Source organism: Rubrivivax albus, assembly GCF_004016515.1.
Classification (GTDB): Bacteria; Pseudomonadota; Gammaproteobacteria; order Burkholderiales; family Burkholderiaceae_C; genus Rubrivivax; species Rubrivivax albus.
This window is the reverse complement of sequence record NZ_SACT01000001.1, coordinates 476,514-497,914: the sequence shown is the minus strand read 5'-3', so window position 1 is coordinate 497,914 and position 21,401 is coordinate 476,514. Positions and strand designations below refer to the sequence as shown.

At 72.0% G+C, this 21,401-nt stretch carries 24 protein-coding genes; 15 read left to right on the top strand and 9 right to left on the bottom strand.

The genetic code is table 11. From position 1 onward, the window contains the following. Window positions 1-113 precede the first annotated feature (113 nt). A complete protein-coding gene (locus ENE75_RS02315) occupies window positions 114-338 on the top strand; it encodes a hypothetical protein (protein ID WP_128195219.1) in 225 nt (74 codons plus the stop codon). Between the two features lie 16 nt (window positions 339-354). Further along, complete coding sequence (locus tag ENE75_RS02310; protein ID WP_233258881.1) at window positions 355-1,242, top strand: PEP-CTERM sorting domain-containing protein; 888 nt, start codon at window positions 355-357, stop codon at window positions 1,240-1,242. 66 nt (window positions 1,243-1,308) lie between these two features. On the opposite strand, the gene ENE75_RS02305 is transcribed toward ENE75_RS02310, so the two are convergent. The 8 genes from ENE75_RS02305 to hutU form a co-directional block, all read right to left on the bottom strand. Continuing rightward, window positions 1,309-2,598, bottom strand: coding sequence for an NAD(P)/FAD-dependent oxidoreductase (locus ENE75_RS02305; RefSeq protein ID WP_128195217.1), 1,290 nt, complete (start codon window positions 2,596-2,598; stop codon window positions 1,309-1,311). An 11-nt stretch (window positions 2,599-2,609) separates the two neighbouring features. Further along, entirely contained in the window at window positions 2,610-2,951 is a 342-nt protein-coding gene (locus ENE75_RS02300) for a c-type cytochrome (protein WP_128195215.1), read from the bottom strand. Window positions 2,952-3,124: 173 nt separating this feature from the next. Beyond that, window positions 3,125-3,991, bottom strand: a complete 867-nt coding sequence (locus tag ENE75_RS02295) for an ABC transporter ATP-binding protein (protein ID WP_128195213.1) — start codon at window positions 3,989-3,991, stop codon at window positions 3,125-3,127. Beyond that, complete coding sequence (locus ENE75_RS02290; RefSeq protein ID WP_128195211.1) at window positions 3,988-5,430, bottom strand: serine hydrolase domain-containing protein; 1,443 nt, start codon at window positions 5,428-5,430, stop codon at window positions 3,988-3,990. The genes ENE75_RS02295 and ENE75_RS02290 overlap by 4 nt, the downstream gene beginning before the upstream one ends. Beyond that, entirely contained in the window at window positions 5,409-6,188 is a 780-nt protein-coding gene (locus ENE75_RS02285; protein ID WP_128195209.1) for an ABC transporter permease, read from the bottom strand. The genes ENE75_RS02290 and ENE75_RS02285 overlap by 22 nt, the downstream gene beginning before the upstream one ends. A gap of 13 nt (window positions 6,189-6,201) precedes the next feature. Then, window positions 6,202-7,146 carry an ABC transporter substrate-binding protein gene (locus tag ENE75_RS02280; protein ID WP_128195207.1) on the bottom strand — a complete coding sequence of 315 codons (945 nt, stop codon included), beginning with the start codon at window positions 7,144-7,146 and terminating at the stop codon, window positions 6,202-6,204. A gap of 65 nt (window positions 7,147-7,211) precedes the next feature. Beyond that, entirely contained in the window at window positions 7,212-8,750 is a 1,539-nt protein-coding gene (gene hutH / locus ENE75_RS02275) for a histidine ammonia-lyase (protein WP_128195205.1), read from the bottom strand. A gap of 1 nt (window position 8,751) precedes the next feature. Beyond that, a complete protein-coding gene (gene hutU, locus ENE75_RS02270) occupies window positions 8,752-10,452 on the bottom strand; it encodes a urocanate hydratase (protein ID WP_128195203.1) in 1,701 nt (566 codons plus the stop codon). A gap of 72 nt (window positions 10,453-10,524) precedes the next feature. On the opposite strand from hutU, the gene hutC reads away from it, so the two are divergent. From hutC to ENE75_RS02235, 7 genes are all read left to right on the top strand, one after another. After that, window positions 10,525-11,253, top strand: a complete 729-nt coding sequence (gene hutC, locus ENE75_RS02265) for a histidine utilization transcriptional repressor HutC (protein ID WP_128195201.1) — start codon at window positions 10,525-10,527, stop codon at window positions 11,251-11,253. Beyond that, complete coding sequence (locus ENE75_RS02260) at window positions 11,250-11,726, top strand: HutD/Ves family protein (RefSeq protein ID WP_128195199.1); 477 nt, start codon at window positions 11,250-11,252, stop codon at window positions 11,724-11,726. Before hutC ends, ENE75_RS02260 begins: the two co-directional genes overlap by 4 nt. Next, window positions 11,723-12,928, top strand: coding sequence for an imidazolonepropionase (gene hutI / locus ENE75_RS02255; protein ID WP_128195197.1), 1,206 nt, complete (start codon window positions 11,723-11,725; stop codon window positions 12,926-12,928). Before ENE75_RS02260 ends, hutI begins: the two co-directional genes overlap by 4 nt. Next, a complete protein-coding gene (hutG, locus tag ENE75_RS02250) occupies window positions 12,925-13,710 on the top strand; it encodes an N-formylglutamate deformylase (protein ID WP_128195195.1) in 786 nt (261 codons plus the stop codon). The genes hutI and hutG overlap by 4 nt, the downstream gene beginning before the upstream one ends. Further along, the gene (locus ENE75_RS02245) at window positions 13,707-15,065 is read left to right on the top strand and encodes a formimidoylglutamate deiminase (protein WP_128195193.1); all 1,359 of its coding nucleotides are present in this window, start codon (window positions 13,707-13,709) and stop codon (window positions 15,063-15,065) included. The genes hutG and ENE75_RS02245 overlap by 4 nt, the downstream gene beginning before the upstream one ends. 7 nt (window positions 15,066-15,072) lie before the next feature. Next, entirely contained in the window at window positions 15,073-16,152 is a 1,080-nt protein-coding gene (locus ENE75_RS02240; protein WP_128195191.1) for a DUF6352 family protein, read from the top strand. A gap of 124 nt (window positions 16,153-16,276) precedes the next feature. Then, on the top strand, window positions 16,277-16,981 hold the full coding sequence (locus ENE75_RS02235; protein ID WP_128195189.1) for a hypothetical protein: 705 nt from the start codon (window positions 16,277-16,279) through the stop codon (window positions 16,979-16,981). 1 nt (window position 16,982) lies between these two features. Here the strand turns inward: ENE75_RS02235 and ENE75_RS02230 are convergent, their stop codons facing one another. Next, the gene (locus tag ENE75_RS02230) at window positions 16,983-18,272 is read right to left on the bottom strand and encodes a M16 family metallopeptidase (RefSeq protein WP_128195187.1); all 1,290 of its coding nucleotides are present in this window, start codon (window positions 18,270-18,272) and stop codon (window positions 16,983-16,985) included. A 61-nt stretch (window positions 18,273-18,333) separates the two neighbouring features. Between ENE75_RS02230 and ENE75_RS02225 the strand changes: the two genes are divergently transcribed. The 6 genes from ENE75_RS02225 to ENE75_RS02200 are packed head-to-tail and all read left to right on the top strand — an operon-like array spanning window position 18,334 to window position 21,401. Continuing rightward, entirely contained in the window at window positions 18,334-18,990 is a 657-nt protein-coding gene (locus tag ENE75_RS02225; RefSeq protein WP_158288837.1) for a histidine phosphatase family protein, read from the top strand. Between the two features lie 9 nt (window positions 18,991-18,999). Continuing rightward, a complete protein-coding gene (locus tag ENE75_RS02220) occupies window positions 19,000-19,449 on the top strand; it encodes an NUDIX hydrolase (protein WP_128195183.1) in 450 nt (149 codons plus the stop codon). Then, window positions 19,446-19,835, top strand: a complete 390-nt coding sequence (locus tag ENE75_RS02215; RefSeq protein WP_128195181.1) for a GFA family protein — start codon at window positions 19,446-19,448, stop codon at window positions 19,833-19,835. The genes ENE75_RS02220 and ENE75_RS02215 overlap by 4 nt, the downstream gene beginning before the upstream one ends. 2 nt (window positions 19,836-19,837) lie before the next feature. Beyond that, window positions 19,838-20,206, top strand: coding sequence for a TfoX/Sxy family protein (locus ENE75_RS02210; RefSeq protein WP_128195179.1), 369 nt, complete (start codon window positions 19,838-19,840; stop codon window positions 20,204-20,206). Then, window positions 20,203-20,685, top strand: coding sequence for a GNAT family N-acetyltransferase (locus tag ENE75_RS02205; RefSeq protein WP_128195177.1), 483 nt, complete (start codon window positions 20,203-20,205; stop codon window positions 20,683-20,685). Before ENE75_RS02210 ends, ENE75_RS02205 begins: the two co-directional genes overlap by 4 nt. Continuing rightward, window positions 20,682-21,401, top strand: a complete 720-nt coding sequence (locus ENE75_RS02200; protein WP_199232194.1) for a ZIP family metal transporter — start codon at window positions 20,682-20,684, stop codon at window positions 21,399-21,401. The genes ENE75_RS02205 and ENE75_RS02200 overlap by 4 nt, the downstream gene beginning before the upstream one ends.

Below are 21,401 nucleotides of genomic sequence, written 5' to 3'. Positions count from 1 at the left end.
CGCCGCCGGCGACACTGGGCCACGTGTCGGTGAAACGCTGGTGAAGCGCCCCCCCGGCACAGTGCGGTGCATGGGGGCCGCCGGCTCGCCGCCAACCGTCCGGGAAGACAGTCATGGAGCGTTCGACGACCTACCTGCTGAAGGTCTGGCGGCCCGCGGCGGGCGGCTTCAGGGCACACCTGCGTGCCGTCGACCAGGAGTCCGCCGTGGGGTTCGACAGCGCGCAGGCGCTGATGGAACACCTGCTGGCCGACACCCGCCCGTCTCTGCCGCCCGGGGCACGACGGCCCGTCCCCCAGTCGACCCCCGGCACCGACGAAGGTGCCCCCGCGTTCTGAAACCCAAGGAGACCCCATGCCTGCTGCCACCTGGACCCGTCCTGCTTCCCGAGCCCCCGCGCCGCTGCGCCTGGCCCTGACCGCGCTGGCCTGTCTGGCCGCGGCCTGCCCGGCCGGGGCCGCCCCACCGGAGACGGTGCAGACACGCAGCGTCGAGACGCTGACCAGCACCTGCTGCGGTGACGTGACCCTGAACATCCAGAACGCCGGCGGTGCCGGTGACTTCTACCAGGTCAACAGCTGGGGCCAGTCCTGGGCCACGGTACAGGCCACGGCCGCGCAGTTCGGCAGCCTCGGCGGCCAGCTGTCGGCCGGCAGCCAGATGCCCGGGAGCTACACCGGCGCCGGTGGCGCGGCCACGCAGCGCGACGCCTGGAGCGACCTCTTCACCATCGGCTCGACCACGCTGGCCGCCGGCACGCCGGTGCAGTTGCAGCTGACGGTGCTGCTGGACGTGTCGATGCTCGCCATCGACCCCGACGGCGCGACGGGCAGCGCCTCGGCCACGGGCCGCGCGGCGGCCGCCTTCCACCTGAGCGGCTGGGATGCACCCTGGCTCACCGGCCTGGAGCTGCGCACTGGCGAGGGGCAGGCCAACACCCGGCTCGACGGTGTGTTCAGCCAGAGCACGGTTTTCGCCACCACGGTGGGGCAGACCGTGCACCTGGTGGGCGACCTGTCGCTGAACGTCAATCACCGCAGTTCCCCCCAGGCACGCGACTGGGGCAGCGCCTACACGAACGGCAGCGCGGTCTACAGGGTGGATGTACTCACAGCCGGCGCGGACGTCACCACCGCCAGCGGCTTCAGCTACGCCACGCCGGTGCCCGAGCCGGGGGCATGGGCGCTGATGCTCGCCGGCCTGTGCGCCGTCGGCCCGTGGGCTCGCCGCCGACGGGCATGACCGCCTGACCCGAAACGACAGCGGGGCGGCATCGGCCGCCCCGCTGCACGTTGGCCGAGCGCCGGATCAGCTGAGCATGTCGGCCCAGATGTTCTTCGCCCAGGCCTCGGCGTAGCGGCCCTCCAGGTCGCTGCGCGCGTCGGACACGCCGCCCGAGCCGCCCACGGTGAAGAAGCTCTTCTTCGTCGTCTCGTACTCGTGCACGCTGGCCACGTGGATCACGTGGGTGTCGTCGACGAAGCTCATGCACACGTTGGTGAGCATCGGGTGCGGGTTGACCGGCAGGCCCTTGAGCTCCGCCACGATGGCCGCGGCCGCGGCCTTGGCATGCGAGTTGGCCATGTGGCCCGACTTCGGCATGCCCTGGGCCGACTGCACCGAGTCGCCCAGCACGTGGACGTCCTTGGCCGCAGTGGACTCGAAGTTCAGGAAGTTCACGTGGCACCAGCGGCCGTTGGCGTTGGTGATGCCCATCTGCGTCACCAGCGCACCGGCACGCATCACCGGCAGCACGTTGAGCACGTCGGCCTTGACGTCCTCGTTGACCTCGAACTTCAGCGTCCGGTTGCGCGCGTCCACGGCCACCACCTTGTGCTGCGGGCGGTACTCGAGCATCGGGCCGTAGAAGTCTTTCCACGCGGCCTTGAACAGCTTGCCCTTGGACGTGACGTCCGGGTTGGCGTCCAGGATCAGCAGCTTCGAGCGCGGCTTGGCCTTCTTCAGGTATGCGGCGATGACGCTGGCGCGCTCGTAGGGGCCGGGCGGGCAGCGGTATGGCGCCTCCGGGATGGCGATGGCCACCGTGCCGCCGTCGGGCATGGCCTCGATCTGCCGGCGCAGGCCCTCGGTTTCCGGGCCGGCCTTCCAGGCGTGCAGGATCTGGCCGCTGTCGTGCGCCGCCTTCAGTCCCTCGATGCGCTCCCACATGAAGTCGATGCCCGGGGCGACCACCAGCTTGTCGTAGCGCAGTTCGCTGCCACCAGCCAGCTTCACGGTCTTCTTCTCGGGGTCCACCGCCGTGACCATGTCGTGCACGACCTTGACGCCGTGCGTGCCCGACAGGCCGCTGTACGGCGTGGTGATGTCGGACATGTTCTTCATGCCGGCGATCACGAGGTTGGAGATCGGGCAGGAGACGAAGGCGCGGTTGGGCTCGACCATCGTGACGTCGATCTCGCCGTCGGAGAAGACGCGGATGTACTTCGACACCGTCGAGCCGCCCCAGCCGCCACCGACGACGACGACCTTCGCCTTCGAGGCCGACGACCCCATCGTGCCGCAGCCGGCCAGGCCCAGCGCGCCGCCGGCCACCATGCCGGCCAGCAGCCGGCGACGTTGCATCGTGTGCTTGTCCATCGTCGTTCTCCTCACTTCTGCGCGGCGAAGTACTTCGCCAGCGTCTCGAGCTGCTCCTGCGAGTAGCCCTTGGTGATCTGGTGCATGATGGTCGCAGGCCGCTGGCCGATGCGGAAGGCGGTCAGCTGCTCCAGGATGTACTTCTCCGGCAGCCCGGCCAGCTTGACCATGGCCTGCCCGGCGACCGCGTGGCCGTCGGTGCCATGGCACTGCGCGCAGGTGGCCGCGAGCGAGCGGGTGCGCAGCCGGTCGGCCTCGGCCTGCGGGTTGGCCCAGGCCGGTGCGGCCTGCAGGCCGGCCAGCACGGCGCCGGCCAGGGCGGCGGTGCGGAAGGCAGTGCGGTTCAGGGGCATCGTGTCTCCTTCAAGCGGGATGCGGATGTGTTCAGTCTAGGCGCCGTCCGATTCTGCTGCTGAATCAGTGAATGCTGATGGAGTGATATCCCCTACCCGGTAAGGCGTCCGGCGTCAGGCTGGGGTCAGCCGGACGCGACTGCGCGGCGCGCGGTGGCGTGGATCGGTGCGGTTCAGGCGGCGGCAGCTGCTGCCGCCTGGGCGGCAATGACCTCGGCACGCACCGCCTCGGTCAACTCGGCCTTCAACGCGGCGAAGTCCGGCGTGGTCTTCATCGCGTAGTGCCGCGGGTGCGGCAGCGGCACCGGGCGGTCGAGCTTGATGCGGCCCGGGCGCGCGCTCATCACCACCACGCGGCTGCCCATGAACACCGCCTCGTCGATGTCGTGGGTGACGAACAGCACCGTGGGTCGATCGGCCCCCAGGCTCCCTGCGGTCGCCACCCCCCGAGGGGGCTGCGGACGGCTTGGGAACGGCCCGGCGCCGTCCGCCGCCTCCCAGATGCCCAGCAGCAACTCCTGCATCAGTTCGCGCGTCTGGTGGTCCAGCGCGCCGAAGGGCTCGTCCATCAGCAGCATGCGGGGCCGATTGGCCAGCGCGCGCGCCAGCGCCGTGCGCTGCTGCATGCCGCCGGAGAGCTGCTTGGGGTAGTGGTGTTCGAAGCCCTTGAGCCCCACCTGGGCAATGTAGGTGCGCGCGGTGGCCACCTGCTCGCTGCGCGGCAGGCCACGTTCGCGCAGACCGAAGCACACGTTGTCCAGCACCGTGAGCCAGGGAAACAGCGTGTAGCTCTGGAACACCATGCCGCGGTCGGCGCCGGGGCCGTCGATGCGGCGGCCTTCCAGCGTCACCGAACCGGCGGTCGGTTGATCCAGGCCGGCGACGATGCGCAACAGCGTGCTCTTGCCGCATCCGCTGGGGCCGAGGATGGTGATGAACTCGTTCTCGTCCACGGCCAGGTCGGTGGCCTGCAGCGCAAGGGTGGAACCGGTGGACGAGGCGAAGCGGCGCTCCACGCCGTGGATGGACAGCAGGGTCATGCAGGAGGTCTCCCGGTGGGGGTGCCTGTTGCGCAGGGTGCTGCGGCGGTGGCGGTCAGGTCGTCGTACAGGCTGCGCAGGTGCAGTCGGCCCAGACCGGTGGACCCGGCCTCCATGGCAACCCAGCTTTCGTCGGCTGGCCGGCGGTAGACCCGGCCTGCCACATGCTCCAGGCCTTCGGGCGGTTGGTCGTCGATCTGCAGCTGCAGTGCAGCGCCGTCGCGGATCAGGGTGACCTGCCGGCCATCCGGCAGCCTGAAGCATCCCGTCGACCGCACGGCGGCAGCAACGTCCGCGGCGTCGTGCCGGGTCGCCAGCAGGGCTGCCCATCGTTCCGTCGCCGGAGGTTCGCGGCCGGCCAGCCTGTCCACCAGGCCGCGCTCCAGCGTGAACAGCGTCCAGGGCGGCAGTTCGGTGTTGGTCACCAGCCCCACCGATTCGCGCCGGGCGCGGTCCCAGAACACCAGGGCGTGAAAGCCGTTGAGCGCACCGATGAAGTGGCAGCGCGTGCCGCCGTCATCGCACCACCAGTGCAGGCCGTCGAGCGCCGACACCCGGCCGGCGATCCGCGGGCGCTGGCGAGCCGGCGTTTCGGCCGCAGCCGGCAGGGCCCCGCCGAGCGCCCAGGCCTGGCCCCAGCGTGCCAGGTCGCCGGCGGAAAAGACGAGGTTCGAGCCGCCGACGAAGGCCTCGTCGTCGTAGGCGTCGTGGTCCTCCCAGCGGCCATCGCGCCAGCGGTAGCCCCGCGTGCGCGGCACGGGCCAGTCGGCCAGCCGCACCGGCCGCACAAAGCTGTGCACCAGCCCGTGTGGCCGGAAGAAGCGCTCACGCACGAAGTCGGCATAGGGCTGGCCGCTGGCGCGCTCCACGGCCAGAGCCAGGGCGTCGTAACCGAGGTCGGAGTACGCGAAGCCGGTGCCGGGCGCAAAGGCGGGTTCCGGCGCATCGCGCCCGGCCAACTGCAGCAGGGCCGCCGTGGAGCGCGCCTGACCGGGGTGGAAGTGCCGGTCGAAGCCGGCGTAGTCCGGCGCCAGCCCGGCGCTGTGGGCCAGCAGGTGCGCCACGGTGACACAGTCGTGCGGGTACTCGGGCACCAGGTGGCGCACCGGTGACGCCAGCGCCAGCCGCCCTTCGTGCACCAGCCACCAGACGCTGGCCGCGGTGAAGGTCTTGGCCAGCGAACCGCCGTCGCTGGGGGTCTCGGGCGTGAACGGCACGCCGCTGCCGCGGTCGGCCAGCCCCCAGCCCTGCGCATGCACGACACGCCCGTCGCGCATCATCACCAAGGCACCCGAGAACGGCTGCACCGCCAGGGCCTCCGACAGCAAGGCGTCCGCCTGCGGCGCCAGCCCCGCGTCGTCCGGTCTGCCGCCACCCGCCGGGCCGGCACAGCCCGCCACCAGCGCCGACGCCAGCATCAGCGCCCGAGCTGCGCCCACGGAAACAGCCGGCGGTTGGCCCACTTGAACGCGAAGTCGCTGACCAGGCCGATGAGCCCGATGACGATGATGCCGAAGATGATCTGGTCGGTGGCCAGCAGCGCCTGGCTGTCGGTGATCATGTGGCCGATGCCGGAACTGGCGCCGATCAGCTCGGCCACGATCACGTAGGTCCAGGCCCAGCCGAGCACCATGCGCAGCGTCTCGGCGATCTCCGGCGCCGCGCCGGGGATCAGCACGCGGCGGATCAGGCCGGTGTCCTTCACGCCCAGCGTGTAGGCCGCCTCCACCAGGTCGCGCCGCGTGTTGCCAACCGTCACCGCAATCATCAGCACCAGCTGGAAAAAGCTGCCGATGAAGATCACCGCCAGCTTCTGCGCCTCGCCGATGCCGGCCCACAGGATCAGCAGCGGGATGAAGGCGCTGGCCGGCAGGTAGCGCGCAAAGCTCACGAAGGGCTCGAAAAAGGCCTCGATGGGCTTGTAGGCGCCCATGGCCACCCCCAGCGGCAGCGCGATCAGTGCTGCAATGACGAAGCCGCCGACCACACGCCACACCGTCATGCCGATGTCGTGGGCAAAGCCCATCTCGGTAAGCAGCGTCCAGCCCGAGCGCAGCATCTTGACCGGGTCGGCCAGGAACAGCGGCTCGACGAAACCGCCGAACGTGGCCGCCGCCCAGACAGTCACGAACAGCACGAAGAAGCTCACCCCGAGCGCGATGCGCGTGCCCGGGGCGACGGGCTGCAGCGGTTTCATGCCGGGCGCGGGTTCAGCGGATGAACTGCGTGTCGGCCAGCTTGGACAGGTCCGGGATCTGCCGGATGATGCCCGCCTCCAGCAGCAGCTCGGCCGCCTCCTTGCTGAACGCGGCGTGCTCGCCGGCGAAGAAGGTCTGGTTGGCGGCACGGTCCTGCCAGCGCAGGTACTTCTGGCTGCCCTCGAACTTCTCGGCCGTCTGCTTGACGTCGGCGCCCATGATGCCGAAGGCCTTCTGCGGTTCGGCCTGGATCATCGCCACGGCGTCGAAGTAGCCGTCCGCCAGCGCCTTGGCGGCCTTCGGGTTCTCGGCCAGGAACTTCGGCGTGCAGCCGAAGGTGTCCATGATCATCGGGTAGTCCAGCGTGGTGGCGATGATGGTGCCGGCCTCGGGCTTGGCGCGCACGGCCGACAGGTAGGGCTCGTAGGTCATCGCCGCATCCAGGCCGGCGGTGCCGGCGATCATCGCGTTGGCGGCGGCCTGCGGCTCCAGGTTCACCACCTTCACGTCCTTCACCGACAGGCCGTTCTTCTTCAGCATCCAGGCCAGCGTGAAGTAAGGCGCCGTGCCCGGTGCGCTGGCGGCCACGGTCTTGCCCTTGAGGTCGGCGATCTTCGTGATGCCGGGCTTGACCACCATGCCGTCGGCGCCGTAGCTCTTGTCGAGCTGGAAGATCTGCGTGGTGGGGATGCCGTTGGCCGTCCAGACGATCCAGGTCTCCACGGTGGTGGCGGCGCACTGGATGTCACCGCTGGCCAGGGCCAGGTGGCGGTCCTTCTGCGGGATCTTCTTGATCGTCACGTCCAGGCCGTGCTTCTTGAACAGGCCGGCCTCCTTGGCCAGCGTCAGCGGCGCGAAGCCGGTCCAGCCGGACATGCCGACGGACACGGCCGTCTGGGCCTGGGCGGCCACCGCCACGGCGGTGAGCGCGATCACGGTCAGGGCTTTCTTCAACATGGGCAAGACCTCCAGGGGGTGAGCGTCAGGGTTGGGGAACGACAGGGACGAGGACATCGCAAGATTCAGGCCGGCACCCACAGCGCCGGCACGTCGGGCAGGCCACGCAGCAGTGGCGACAGCACGCCGTCGCGAACCATGGCCGCGGCGGCCTCGAGGTCGGGCGCCAGGTGGCGGTCCACGTCCACCGACGGGCAGCGCCGGCGCAGCAGCGCGATAGCCTGCTCCAGTGGCTCGCTGCTGGTCAGCGGGCGCAGGAAGCCGACGCCCTGCGCCGCGGCCAGCCATTCGATGCCCAGGATGTGCGCCACGTTGGCGATCATCGGCTGCAACCGGCGCGCGGCAAAGGTGGCCATGCTGACGTGGTCCTCCTGGTTGGCGCTGGTGGGCAGGCTGTCCACGCTGGCCGGGTGGGCCAGGCTCTTGTTCTCGCTGGCCAGCGCCGCGGCGGTGACGTGGGCGATCATGAAGCCGCTGTTCAGGCCCGCGTCGGCCGTGAGGAAGGGCGGCAGGCGCGAAACGCCGGCGTCGATGAGCATCGCGATGCGGCGCTCGGAGATCGCGCCCACCTCGGCGATGGCGCAGGCCATGGCGTCGGCCGCGAGGGCCACCGGTTCGGCGTGGAAGTTGCCACCCGAAAGCATGGCCCCGTCCTCGGGAAACACCAGCGGGTTGTCGGTGACCGCATTGGCCTCCCGCACCAGCACCAGCGCCGCGTGGCGCAGCTGGTCCAGCGCAGCGCCCACCACCTGCGGCTGGCAGCGCAGGCAGTACGGGTCCTGCACACGGTCGTCGTTCTCCGAATGCGACGCGCGGATCGCGCTGCCCGCCAGCAGGTGCCGGTAGTGCTGCGCCACGTCGATCTGCCCCGGCTGCCCGCGCAGCGCGTGGATGCGCGGGTCGAAGGGCCCATCGCTGCCGCGCGCGGCGTCCACCGTCAGCGCGCCGATCACGAGCGCACTCTCCAGCACCGGTTCGAAGCTCAGCAGCGCGTGCAGCGCCAGCGCCGTGCTGGTCTGCGTGCCGTTGATCAGCGCCAGGCCTTCCTTGGCCGCCAGTTCGAGGGGCGCGATGCCATGTTCCCGCAACAGCGGCCCCGCCGGCACCCGCGCGCCGTCGACGTTGAACTCGCCCTCGCCCATCAGCGCCAGCGTCATGTGCGACAGCGGCGCCAGGTCGCCCGAGGCGCCCACCGAGCCCTGCGCCGGAATCCACGGCACCAGGCCGGCGTTGTGCACCGCCAGCAGCGCGTCGATGACCTCCGGCCGCACGCCGGAGAAGCCCCGGCCCAGGCTCGCGGCCTTGAGCGCCAGCATCAGGCGCACCACGGGTGGGTCCAGCGGTGCACCCACGCCCACGCTGTGGCTGCGGATGAGGTTGCGCTGCAGCGTGGCCAGGTCCTCGGCGCCGATGCGCGTGCTGGCCAGCTTGCCGAAGCCGGTGTTGACGCCGTACACCGCCGCATCGCCGGCCGCCGCACGCTGCACCACGGCAGCACTGGCCTGCACCGCCGGCAGCGCCAGCGGGTCCAGCATCAGGCGGTGCCCGCCGGCGTGGATGGCCTGCAGTTCGTCCAGCGTCAGCTGGCCTGGGCGCAAGAGCATGTCAGCGGTCGGTGGCGTTGAGCATCGGCAGGTTCAGCCCCTGTGCCTTGGCGCAGGCCATGGCCTCGTCGTAGCCGGCATCGGCATGCCGCATCACGCCGGTGCCGGGGTCGTTCCACAGCACACGCTCGATGCGCCTGGCCGCCGCGTCGGTGCCGTCGCAAACGATGACCACGCCGCTGTGCTGGCTGTAGCCCATGCCCACGCCACCGCCGTGGTGCAGGCTGACCCAGGTGGCGCCGCCAGCGGTGTTCAACAGGGCGTTGAGCAGCGGCCAGTCGCTGACGGCGTCGCTGCCGTCCTTCATCGATTCGGTCTCGCGGTTGGGGCTGGCCACGCTGCCGCTGTCCAGGTGGTCGCGGCCGATGACGATGGGCGCCTTGAGTTCGCCGCGCCGCACCATCTCGTTGAAGGCCAGGCCGGCGCGATGGCGTTCGCCCAGGCCGATCCAGCAGATGCGTGCCGGCAGCCCCTGGAAGGCGATGCGCTCGCCGGCCATGTCCAGCCAGCGGTGCAGGTGGCCGTCCTCGGGGAACAGTTCCTTCATCTTGGCGTCGGTCTTGCGGATGTCCTCCGGGTCGCCGCTCAGCGCCACCCAGCGGAACGGCCCCTTGCCCTGGCAGAACAGCGGGCGCACGTAAGCGGGCACGAAGCCGGGGAAGTCGAAGGCGTTCTTCACGCCGGCATCCAGCGCGACCTGGCGGATGTTGTTGCCGTAGTCCACGGTGGGGATGCCCATGGCCTGGAAGTCCAGCATGGCCTGCACGTGCACCGCGCAACCAGCCGCCGCGGCGTCACGCAGGCGCGTGTGCTGCGACTCGTCGGCCTGCGAGGCGCGCCACTGCTCGACGCTCCAGCCCGGCGGCAGGTAGCCGTGGATCAGGTCGTGGGCGCTGGTCTGGTCGGTCACCAGGTCCGGCCGCACGCCCCGCTTCACGAGTTCGGGCAGCACCTCCGCCGCGTTGCCCAGCAGCGCGATGCTGATGGCCTTGCCCTGGGCGGTGTAGCGGGCGATGCGGGCCAGCGCGTCGTCCAAGTCACTGGCCTGCTCGTCCACGTAGCGGCTGCGCAGGCGGAAGTCGATGCGGCTCTGCTGGCACTCGATGTTCAGGCTGCAGAAGCCGGCGAAGGTGGCGGCCAGCGGCTGCGCGCCGCCCATGCCGCCGAGGCCGGCGGTGAGGATCCACCTGCCGGCGGCCACGCCGCCGTAGTGCTGACGCGCCGCCTCGGCAAAAGTCTCGTAGGTGCCCTGCACGATGCCCTGGCTGCCGATGTAGATCCAGCTGCCGGCCGTCATCTGGCCGTACATCATCAGGCCCTTGCGGTCGAGCTCGTGGAAGTGCTCCCAGGTGGCCCACCTGGGCACCAGGTTGGAGTTGGCGATGAGCACGCGCGGGGCGTCCTCGTGGGTGCGGAACACGCCCACCGGCTTGCCGCTCTGCACCAGCAGCGACTCGTCGGGCTTCAGCGCCTTCAGCGCGGCCAGGATGGCCTCGAAGCAGTCCCAGTTGCGTGCCGCCTTGCCGATGCCGCCGTAGACCACCAGCGCGTCCGGGTTCTCGGCCACCTCGGGGTCCAGGTTGTTCTGGATCATGCGGTAGGCGGCCTCGATCAGCCAGTTGGCGCAGCTGATGTCGCTGCCGCGCGGGGCCTTCACGGGGCGTGGTTGTGCGGTGCGATGCACGGTGGACAGGTCGGTCATGAGGCACCTCTGGAATCGTCGACCGGCGCAATGTACTTGTCTAGACAAGTGCGCGCAAGTAGGATCTGCGCCATGGCCCGAGCCGGAACGTCCAGCGTCGCCACCGCGGCGCCCTATCAGCGCGTCAAGCACTGGCTGAAGGACGGCCTGGCCCGGGGCCGATGGGCCCCCGGCGTGCTGATGCCGTCGGAATCGGAACTGGTGGCTCGCTTCGGCGTCAGCCGCATGACGGTGGGCCGGGCACTCAACGAACTGCAGGCCGAGGGCCTGGTGGAACGCCGCCAGGGCCAGGGCACCTTTGCCGCCGAGCGCCACCGCGTGGCCTCGCAGTTGCGCATCCGCGACCTGCACGAGGAGATCGAATCCGGCGGCCACGCGCACGACGCGCTGGTGGTCATCGCCCGAGAGGAACCCGCCCCCGCCGCCATCGCCGGCCGCCTGGGCCTGGCAGCACAGGCCCGCGCCTTCCACACGCTGATCGTGCACCGGCGCGACGGTCAGCCGCTGCAGTGCGAGGACCGCTGGGTCAATCCCGCGGCCGCGCCAGACTACCTGGACGTGGACTTCACCCGCACCACGCCCACCCACCACCTGCTGCAGGTGGCCCCCTTCTGGTCGGCCGACTACCGCATCGAGGCGGCCCACCCCACGCCGCTGGAAGCCAGGCTGCTGGGCGTTGGCATGCGCGAAGCCTGCCTGGTCATCGAGCGGCGCACGCGCGACCGGCAGCGTTGCATCACCGTGGCGCGCCTGGTGCACCCGGGCAGCCGCTACACGCTGGAAGGCGAGTTCAATCCATGATCGTCGACGTTGCCCAGGTGCCACCGCAGCCGTGGAAGAACGGCGGCGGCGTCACGCGCGAACTGCTGCGCTGGCCGGCCGCCGGTCCCTGGCACCTGCGGCTGAGCGTGGCCGACATCGCCACGGACGGGCCGTTCTCCGCCTTCCCCGGCGTCATGCGCTGGTTCGTGGTGCTCGACGGCGCCGGCGTGGTACTGACGTTCCCAGACGGCGAACGCACGCTGCGCCCGGGCGACGCACCGCTCTGTTTCGACGGCGCCGCGGCACCGGGCTGCCGGCTGGTCGCCGGGCCCACGGTGGACCTGAACCTGATGCTGCAGGGGCTGGACGGCGTGCTGCTGCCCGCCCGCGCCGGCGATGCCGCACCCTCATGGCCGCAGCTCGGCTTCTTCGACGCAGCGGCGCGGCGCCTGCACTGGCCTGCGGCCGGCCCGGCGTCATCGGACGGCTTCTGGATCGGAACGACCGCATGACCCGAATGCTCTGGCGCCACGCGCGCATCGCCACGTTCGAAGGCAACGACTGGGGCCTGATCGACCGCGGGGCGCTGCTGGCGGAAGGCACGCAGATCACCTGGGTCGGCGCCGAAGCCGAACTGCCCGCGGGCCTCGACGTCGACGCCGAACACGACCTCGGCGGCGCGTTGCTGACCCCCGGCCTGATAGACGCACACACGCACCTGGTCTACGCCGGCGACCGCACAGTGGAATTCGATCTTCGGCAGCAGGGCGCCAGCTATGAGCAGATCGCGCGCGCTGGCGGCGGCATCCGCCACACCGTGGCCTGCACCCGAGCCGCCAGCGACGACGCACTGTTCGCCGGCGCGCTGGCCCGCGCGCTGGCGCTGCGTGCCGGCGGCGTCACCACCCTGGAGGTCAAGAGCGGCTACGGCCTGAGCCTGGACCACGAAGCGCGCTGCCTGCGCGTGGCACGCCGCCTCGGTCCGGCCACCGGCATGACGATCCGCAGCACTGCACTGCCCGCCCACGCCCTGCCGCCGGAGTTCGACAGCCGGCCCGACGACTACATCGACGCCGTCGTGGCCTGGCTGCCGGCGCTGCACGCGGAAGGTCTGGCGGACGCCGTGGACGCCTTCTGCGACACCATCGGCTTCACGCCGGCGCAGACACGGCGCGTCTTCGACGCCGCGCGCGCGCTGGGCCTGCCGGTGAAGCTGCACGCCGAGCAGCTCAGCGACCAGGGTGGCGCGGCGCTGGCGGCGTCCTACGGCGCGCTGAGTGCCGACCACCTGGAATGGCTGTCGGCCGACGGCATCGCCGCGATGCAGGCCGCCGGCACCGTGGCCATGCTGCTGCCCGGGGCCTTCTACCACCTGCGGGAAACGAAGCTGCCGCCGGTGGCCGCGCTGCGCGACGCCGGCGTGCCGATGGCCGTGGCCACCGACCACAACCCGGGCTCGTCGCCGGCCCTGTCGCTGCCCCTGATGATGAACATGGCCTGCACGCTGTTCCGCCTGACGCCGCTGGAAGCCTGGCTCGGCGTCACCGCCCACGCCGCGCGCGCGCTGGGCCTGGCCGACCGTGGCCGCCTGCAGCCCGGGCAGCGGGCCGACCTCGCGGTGTGGTCGCTGGACCACCCGCGGGAACTCGCGGCACGATTCGGGCACGATCCGTGTCTGGCCGTCGTCACCGGCGGCGTTCCCTGCACCCCATGACCTACACCCTCACCCCCGGCCGCACGCCGCTGCTGATCAGCGTGCCGCACGTCGGCACCCTGATCCCCGACGACCAGCGCCACCGCTACACCGAGCGCGCGCTGCAGGTGGAGGACACCGACTGGTTCCTCGACCGCCTCTACGCCTTCGCACTCGACCTCGGCGCCGGCCTCATCGTGCCGCGCTACAGCCGCTACCTGATCGACCTGAACCGCCCGCCCGAGAACCAGCCGATGTACCCGGGCGCCAACAACACCGAGCTCTGCCCCACCCGGCACTTCACCGGCGACCCGATCTACCACGAAGGCCAGGCGCCCGACGCAGCCGAGATCGCACGTCGCGTGGCCACCTACTGGCGGCCCTACCGCAGCGCCATTGCCGACGAGCTCGCACGGCTGAAGGCGGCGCACGGCCACGCCGTGCTGTTCGACGCCCACAGCATCAAGAGCGAACTGCCCTGGCTGTTCGACGGCACGCTGCCGCACATGAACCTGGGCACCGCCGCCGGCAGCGCCTGCGCGCCGGCGCTGCGCGACGCGCTGGCGGCCGTGTTCGCGGCGCAGCACACCTACAGCCACGTGGTCGACGGCCGCTTCAAGGGTGGCCACATCACGCGCCACCACGGCAACCCGGCCGGCGGCATCCACGCGGTGCAGCTGGAGATGTGCTGGCGCGCCTACATGGACGAGGCCCCGCCGCGCTGGAACGACGCACGCGCCGCCGAGGTCACGCCGCTGCTGACGCAGCTGGTGACCACGATGCGCGACTGGACACCGGCATGACCACACTGTGGGCGCCCCGCGCCTGGGTGGCCGGCGCGTGGGCCGAACAGGTGCTGCTGCACATCGGTGCCGACGGCCGCTGGGCCGACGTCGCCGTCGGCGTGCCGGCGCCCGACGGCGCTGAGGTGCTGCCCGGCCCGGTGCTGCCCGGCCTGGTCAACGCGCACAGCCACGCCTTCCAGCGCGCCTTCGCCGGCCTGGCCGAACGGCGGGAAGGCGAACACGACGACTTCTGGAGCTGGCGCGACCGCATGTACCGCGTGGCGCTGGCCATCTCGCCCGAGCAGCTGCGCGCGGTAGCCGCCCTGCTCTACCGCGAACTGCTGCGCGGCGGCTACACCCAGGTCTGCGAGTTCCACTATCTGCAGCACCAGCCCGACGGCCAGCCCTACGCCGACCCGGCCACACTGGGCTGGGCGCTGGCCGACGCCGCCGCCGAAGCCGGCATCGGCCTGACGCTGCTGCCCGTGCTGTACGAACGTGCCGGCTTCGCGCAGCCGGCGCTGCGCGACGACCAGCGGCGCTTCCGCACCGATGCCGACGCGGTGCATGCGCTGGCCCGACGCTTTGCCGATGCGCGGCGGCCGAACGTCAACGCCGGCGTCGCCGTGCACTCGCTGCGCGCCGCCGCCCCCGCGTCCATCCACCGCCTGCGCGCGCTGGCGGCGGACCTGGACGGCCCCATCCACATCCACGTGGCCGAGCAGACGGCCGAGGTCGACGACTGCCTGGCCGCCACCGGCCGGCGGCCGATGCAGTGGCTGGCCGACGAGGGCCTGCTCGACGCCCGCTGGCAGCTGGTGCACGCCACGCACGGCGTGCCCGCGGAGATCGACGCCGTGGCCGCCACCGGCGCCGGCGCCGTGATCTGCCCCACCACCGAGGCCAACCTGGGCGACGGCGTGCCCGACCTGCCGCGCTGGCTGGCCGCCGGCGTGCCGATGGCCATCGGCTCCGACAGCCATGTCGGCCGCGACTGGCGCGAGGAACTGCGCTGGCTGGACTACGCACAGCGCCTGGTGCGCCGGCAGCGCAACGTGGCCGCTACGCCGGCGCAGCCGGCCACCGCCGCCCGGCTGTTTGACGCCGCGCTCGCAGGCGGTGCCAAGGCGGCCGGCTTCGCCCGCTGGGGCCTGGTGCCCGGCGCGCGCGCCGACCTGCTGCTGCCCGACCCGGCCGACCCGGTCAGCGCCGGCCTGCCGCCGGGCCAGTTGCTGGACGCCACCGTGTTCAGCGGCCCGGCGCGGCCGTTCGCGCGCACGCTGGTCGCCGGGCGCTGGGTGGCCGACGACGACGCGGCGCTGCACGCGCGCGGCACCGCGGCGCTGCAGGCCCTGCACGGCGGACCCCGCTGATCCCACCATGGACCCCACCCTGCTCTGGCCGGCCTGCGCGCCGGCCCACCTGACGGCGGACGACACCGGCCGCACCCGCCCTGCCGCCGGCTGGTGGCAGGCCCTGCTGTGGCGGCCCGAGCTCGCCCCCATCGACCAGAGCTGCCACGCCGAACGCCGCCTTCATGCGGCCCTGCTGGACGACCCGCTGCAGCCGGTGGACGCGACGCGCCTGGCCAGGCTGCGCGACGCCGACGCGCGAGAGAGCTACGGCCACTTCCTGGCCTTCCGCGACGCGGTGCAGCGCGCCGGTACGCTCGAGGGCTGGTTGCTGGGCCTGTTCCGCAGCGGTCGCATCGCGGTCCCGCCGGTGTTCATCGACCTGGTGGTGCAGTCGGTGACCTGGCGGCTGCTGGCCGACGATCAGGACGCCATCCACTGGCGCGCCGCCGAACTGCTATTCCGCCCGCAGCGCGTGACGCGCCACGAGGGCCGCGTGCTGCTGGGCGATCGCGACACGCTGGACCTGGGCCGCGACACCCAGGGCTTCGGCGACCTGGGCCGCCTGCTGGCCGAGGCGCAGGCGCCGCTGAAGCGACTGGAGATGACGGTGCTGGCGCCGGAACAGGGCGCAGCCTACTTCGCGCGCGCCGCGCAGCCGGCGCAGGGCACGAACTTCCTGCTCGACCTGACGCACACGCTGGACCGCGACCTCGGCCACGGTCTGCACTTCACGCTCGTGCACAGGCACAGCGGCCTCGGCGCGCTGGCCGTGGTGCTGACGCGCTGGGTGCAGCAGCTGCTCGGGGTGAAGGTGACGATCGAGCCGCTGCAGCGCGTCGACGACCCGCACTGGCGCTGGCACCTCGGCCTGGATGCGGAGTCCACCGCGCTGCTCAACGACCTCTACGAAGGCCGCGAGGTCGAGACCACCCGCCAGGAACGCCTGATCAGCCTGTTCCGCCTGCGTTTTGCCGACCCGGCCGAGATGCGGGCCGACCTGGCCGGCGCCCCGGTCTGGATGGGGCTGATGGCCGATGCCCAGGGCGTGGTGAAGCTCAAGCCGCAGAACCTGCTGCTGAACCTGCCGCTGGCGCGCGACGCCTGACGCCGCCCGGACGCGGGTTCACCCTGAGATGAGCCCGGGCAGCGGCGGCGTACACCGACCGCAGGCTCGCGGATCGTCCGTGGCCGCACCACCTGGCGCTGCCAGCCCAAGGAGGAACCCCACGATGTCCGCCACGCCCGCCCGTCGACCCCTGTGGCGCAGTACCCTGGCCGTGCTCGGCGCCGGCACGCTGCTCGCCGCCTGCGCCACCGCGCCCGCCACCGGCCCGATGGGCTTCTTCATCACCAGCGTGGGCAGTGGCAAGGGCGGCGACCTCGGTGGGTTGGCCGGTGCCGACGCCCACTGCCAGGCCCTGGCCCAGGCCGCCGGCGCGGGCGGCCGCACTTGGCGCGCCTACCTCAGCCTGCCGGGCAAGTTCCCGCAGGGGCAGACGCCGGGCGTGCCGTCGGTCCACGCGCGCGACCGCATCGGCAGCGGCCCCTGGTACAACGCCAAGGGCGAGCTGATCGCCACCAGCGTGGCCGACCTGCACAACGGCAACAAGATCAGCAAGGCCGCCGCGCTGGACGAGCGCGGCAACGTCGTCAACGGCCGCGGCGACCGGCCCAACGAACACGACATCCTCACCGGCAGCCGTGCCGACGGCACCGCCTTCGCACCGCAGACCGACACCACCTGCAAGGGCTGGACGAGCAGCAGCGAAGGTTCGGCCATCGTCGGCCACCACGACCGCATCGGCCCGCTGCCCGAGGCCTGGGCGCAGAGCTGGAACTTCTCGCACCAGAGCGCCGGCTGCAGCCCGGAGGCGCTGGTCCGCACCGGCGGGTCGGGCCGCTTCTACTGCTTCGCGGCCGACGGGGCGAAGTAGGTCAGTCCCCGGCGCGCAGCAGCGCTGCCAGCGCGGCGCGGGCCTGCGTGCCGGCCCCACGCGGCAGGCTGCCGGCCAGTGCCGCGGCGGCGCCGGCTTTCAACGCGCGGTCCAGCGCCTGGCCCAGCGCGGCGCGGTCCACGGCCATCGCCGCGGCCAGGCGGTCCGCCGGCGCGCGCACGCGGCCCAGCGCCAGCAGGTCCAGCACCGCCGCCTCCACCACCCGGCCCGGGCGCTCCTGGCCACGCGCAAGGCGCAGGGCGAACTGCTGCTGCGCACGCTCCAGGTCCACCGCCTCGAAGCCCTGCGCCTGGCGATCCAGCAGGCCAGAGATGGCCTCCAGCACCTCGGGCAGGCGCTTGTCGCCGAAGCTGGCCTCGATGACCAGCTCGCCGGCCACGTCCAGCAGGTCGGCCGCACAGGCGGCGTAGTAGACCAGGCCGCGCTGTTCGCGCAGTTCGTGCATCAGGGGCGAACTCATGCCCTCGCCCAGCGCCAGCGCCAGCAATTCGCCGGCGGGGTCGTCGGCCGCCAGCGCCGGCAGCGGGAAACCGAGCACCAGGTGTGCCTGCTGGCCCGCGTCCATGTGCCGCGTCTTCAGGCCGCCACGCCAGGCCGGCGGTTCCGGCGCCGCATGCGGCGTGCCGGGGGTCATGCCGCCGAAGGCCGCGTCCACGCGGGCGAAGAAGGCCTCGGCGTCCAGCGGCCCGGCGGCGGCCACCACGGTGTTGGCGGCGGTGAACTGGCGCGCCGTCCAGGCCACGAGGTCGTCGCGTGTGAAGCGCTCGATGTTGGCGCGCCGGCCGATCGCCGGCTGCGCCAGCGGGTGCAGGCCGTAGCAGGCGGTGTCGAAGAGCCGGTAGGCCGTGGCCATCGGGTCGTCCTCGTCCTCGGCGAACTCCTGCAGCAGCACCTGGCGCTCGCGTTCCAGCTCGTCGGCCGGGAAGGTGGGCGCCAGCAGCAGGTCGGCCAGCATGGGCAGGAAGTCCAGCGCATGCGGCGGCAGGCCGCGCATGTGGAAGGCGCTGTGGTCCTTGTCGGTGTGGGCATTGACCTCGGCGCCGCGGCGCTCGGCGTCCAGGTTGATCTGGTGCGCCGTGCGTGCGCGCGTGCCCTTGAAGACCATGTGCTCGACCACGTGGCCGATGCCGTTGAGCGCGCGCGGCTCGTCCACGCTGCCGCTGCGCACGAAGGCGCTGACGCTGGCCGTGACGGCGTTGGGCAGCGGCAGCAGCACGGCCTGCAGGCCGGAGGGGAAGCGGTGGAGCAGTGGCGAAGGTGGGGGTGACATCGGCCGCGATTGTCCGCTGCCCGTCGCCAACGCCATGGCCCGGCATCACGGCGCAGAATGCATGACCATGCCCACCTCGGTGCTGCTGATCCGCCATGGCGACTACGTACACCGGCCCTCGCCGGCCGGCGAAGCGGCGTCGGACCATGGCCTCTCGCCTTGGGGCCTGCTGCAGGCCAAGGCCCTGCACGACCGGCTGGCCATCACGCCTGCGTTGCGCGCCGACTTGCTGGTCTGCAGCACCCTGCCCCGTGCACGGCAGACGGCCGAAGCCATTGCGCCGGCATGGGGCATCGACGTACGGCCCATGCCGGCCCTGTGTGAGTGGGAAAGCGGCAACGAGGCACTGGGTGCCGAGGCCTTCGCGGCGCAGTTCCATGCCCTGCCCGCCCCTGAACGTCGGCACCACCGCTTCCACCCGGGCTGCGAGACGGTGGCGGAATTCGCGCACCGGGTGTGCACCGCCCTGGCAGAACTGACCACCCGCCACGCCGGTCAGGGGCTGGCCATCGTGGCCCATGGCGGCGTCATCGAGGTCGCGTTCCAGCACTTCCTGGGGTTCGGGCCGGGGCTGTTCGAGGGCGGCTACCCGGCGGCCGACCAGGCATCGCTGACCCTGTGGCGCCACGACCAGGGCCGCCACGACGCGTGGGTGCAGGTGTTCGCCAACGATACCGACCACCTGCGCCATGCAGATGGCAGCGACCACCTGGCCTGATCGACCGCGATGCCGCGCTTCACGCTGATCCCCGAGGTCCACCTGCTGCTCGTCGACGGTGGCCGGGTCCTGCTGCTGCAACGCTTCAACACCGGCTACGCCGACGGCCAGTACAGCGTGGTCGCCGGTCACGCCGACGGCGGCGAGACGCTGCGCGCCGCAATGTGCCGCGAAGCCACCGAGGAAGCCGGCCTGGCGCTGCGGCCCGACGACCTGGACCTGGCGCACGTGATCCACCGCCGCAGTGACGGCGAACGCCTGTCGGTGTTCTTCCGCGCGCGACACTGGCAGGGCGAGCCAGTCAACCGCGAACCGCACAAGTGCAGCCACCTGGGTTGGTTTCCGCTGGACGCGCTGCCGCAGCCGATGGTGCCCTACGTGCAACACGGGATGGCGCAGGCCCTGGCCGGCGTGCCCTACTCGGAGTTCGGATGGACAGCGGAGGAGCGAGCGCGATGATCGAAGGCCACTGCCACTGCGGCGCCGTGCACTGGCGCATCGATTTCACGCCCGAAGGCGCCACCGCCTGCAACTGCACCGTGTGCCGACGCTACGGGTCGCTGTGGGCCTACGGCCACGACAGCGAGGACGTGCACGGCCAGGGCCCCACCACCGCCTATGTGCGCGGGCCGCACATCGCATTCCACTTCTGCCCCACCTGCGGCAACCTGGCCTGGTGGCGGGGTCGCGCGGCCGGCGCCGACGGCCGACGGCGCATGGCCGTCAACCTGCGGCTGGCCGAACCGGACGCGGTGGCGGCGATCCCGATCGACCCCTTCGACGGGCTGGACCGTTTCGAGGACCTGCCGCGCGACGGCCGCTGCGTGCGCGACGTCTGGGCCTGAGCATGGCCTTCGACCCCGGACTGGCCCAGCGCATCCGCGAGGTGCTCGGCCCCCGCCCCGACGTCGGTGAACGGCAAATGTTCGGCGGCATCGCCTTCATGGTCGGCGGGCACATGGCGGTGGGCGTGGTCGGCGACGTGCTGATGGCCCGGGTGGGCCCGCAGCGGTACGCTGCGGCGCTGCAGCAGCCCCACGTCCGGCCGATGGACTTCACCGGCAAGCCGCTCACGGGCTATGTCTACGTGGATCCGCCGGGCATCGCCGAGGATGACGCACTCGCCGCGTGGGTGAGCGCCTGCACCGCCTTCGTCTCGGCCCTGCCGCCCAAGGCACCAAAGGCATCGAGGCCGCCCAGGCGCGCCGCCCGATGAGCTTCCTGCCGCGCGACTTCACCGTGCCAGTTCGGGCCGAAGGCCCGGGCTTCCACCTGCGCTCGATCACCGTGCACGACCTGGCGCGCGACTACGACGCGGTGATGAGCAGCCGCGACCACCTGTGGGCCCGCTTTGGCGCGCTCTGGGGCTGGCCGCCAGCCGACCTGTCGATCACCCAGGACCTCGTGGACCTGGGCTGGCACCAGAAGGAGTTCCAGCTGCGCCGCAGCTTCAATTACGCCGTGATGGCCCCCGACGAGTCGCGCCTGCTCGGCTGCGTCTACATCGACCCGCCGGACGAAGCCGGCATCGACGCCGAGGTCTGGTTCTGGGGCCGGCAGGACAGGCTGGCGGACGGGCTGGAGCTGCGGCTGGAGACCTTCGTGCGCCGCTGGCTCGCCGAGGCCTGGTCCTTCGCCCGGGTGTTGCTCAACGGCCAGCCGCATCGGGTGGCACCGGAAGGCCCGGCGCCGTGACCCCGTTCGGCTGGATGCTGCTGTCCACCACCGCGGCCGGCGCGTGCATCGTGCTCGGTGGCCTGGCGGCGGTGAACCAGCGCCGGCGCCCGAACTGGCTGGACAACGAGCTGCGCCACGGCGTCATCGCCTTCGGCGGTGGGGTGCTGCTGGCCGCGGTGGCGCTGGTGCTGCTGCCGCAGGGCGTCGCCGCAGTGCCCGATCCGCTGGCCATGGCCGCTTGTTTCGTCGGCGGCGGCGTGGCCGTGTATGCCGCGGAGCGGCGTCTGGGTCTGCGCCGGCGCGAATCGCCGCAGTTCGCGGCCATGCTGCTGGACTACGTGCCCGAATCGCTGGCCCTGGGCGGCATGTTCGCCGCCGGCGTGTCGGAGGCACCGCTGCTGGCGCTGCTGATCGGCCTGCAGAACCTGCCCGAGGGCTTCAACGCCTACCGTGAACGCATCGCCGTGCGCGGCACCCGGCCGGGCACGGTGCTGCGCCAGATGGCGATGCTGACCCTGCTCGGTCCGGCACTGGCCGCGCTGAGCTGGTGGGGCCTGGCCGACCACCCGGCCGTGCTGGGCGCCGTGATGCTGGCCGCCTCTGGCGGCATCCTGTACCTGATCTTCCAGGACATCGCGCCGATGTCGCGGCTGCAACGCCACCGCGCGCCGCCGCTGGGCGCTGTGCTGGGTTTCTGCGTCGCGCTGGTCGGGCAGCGTCTGGTGGAGGGCTGA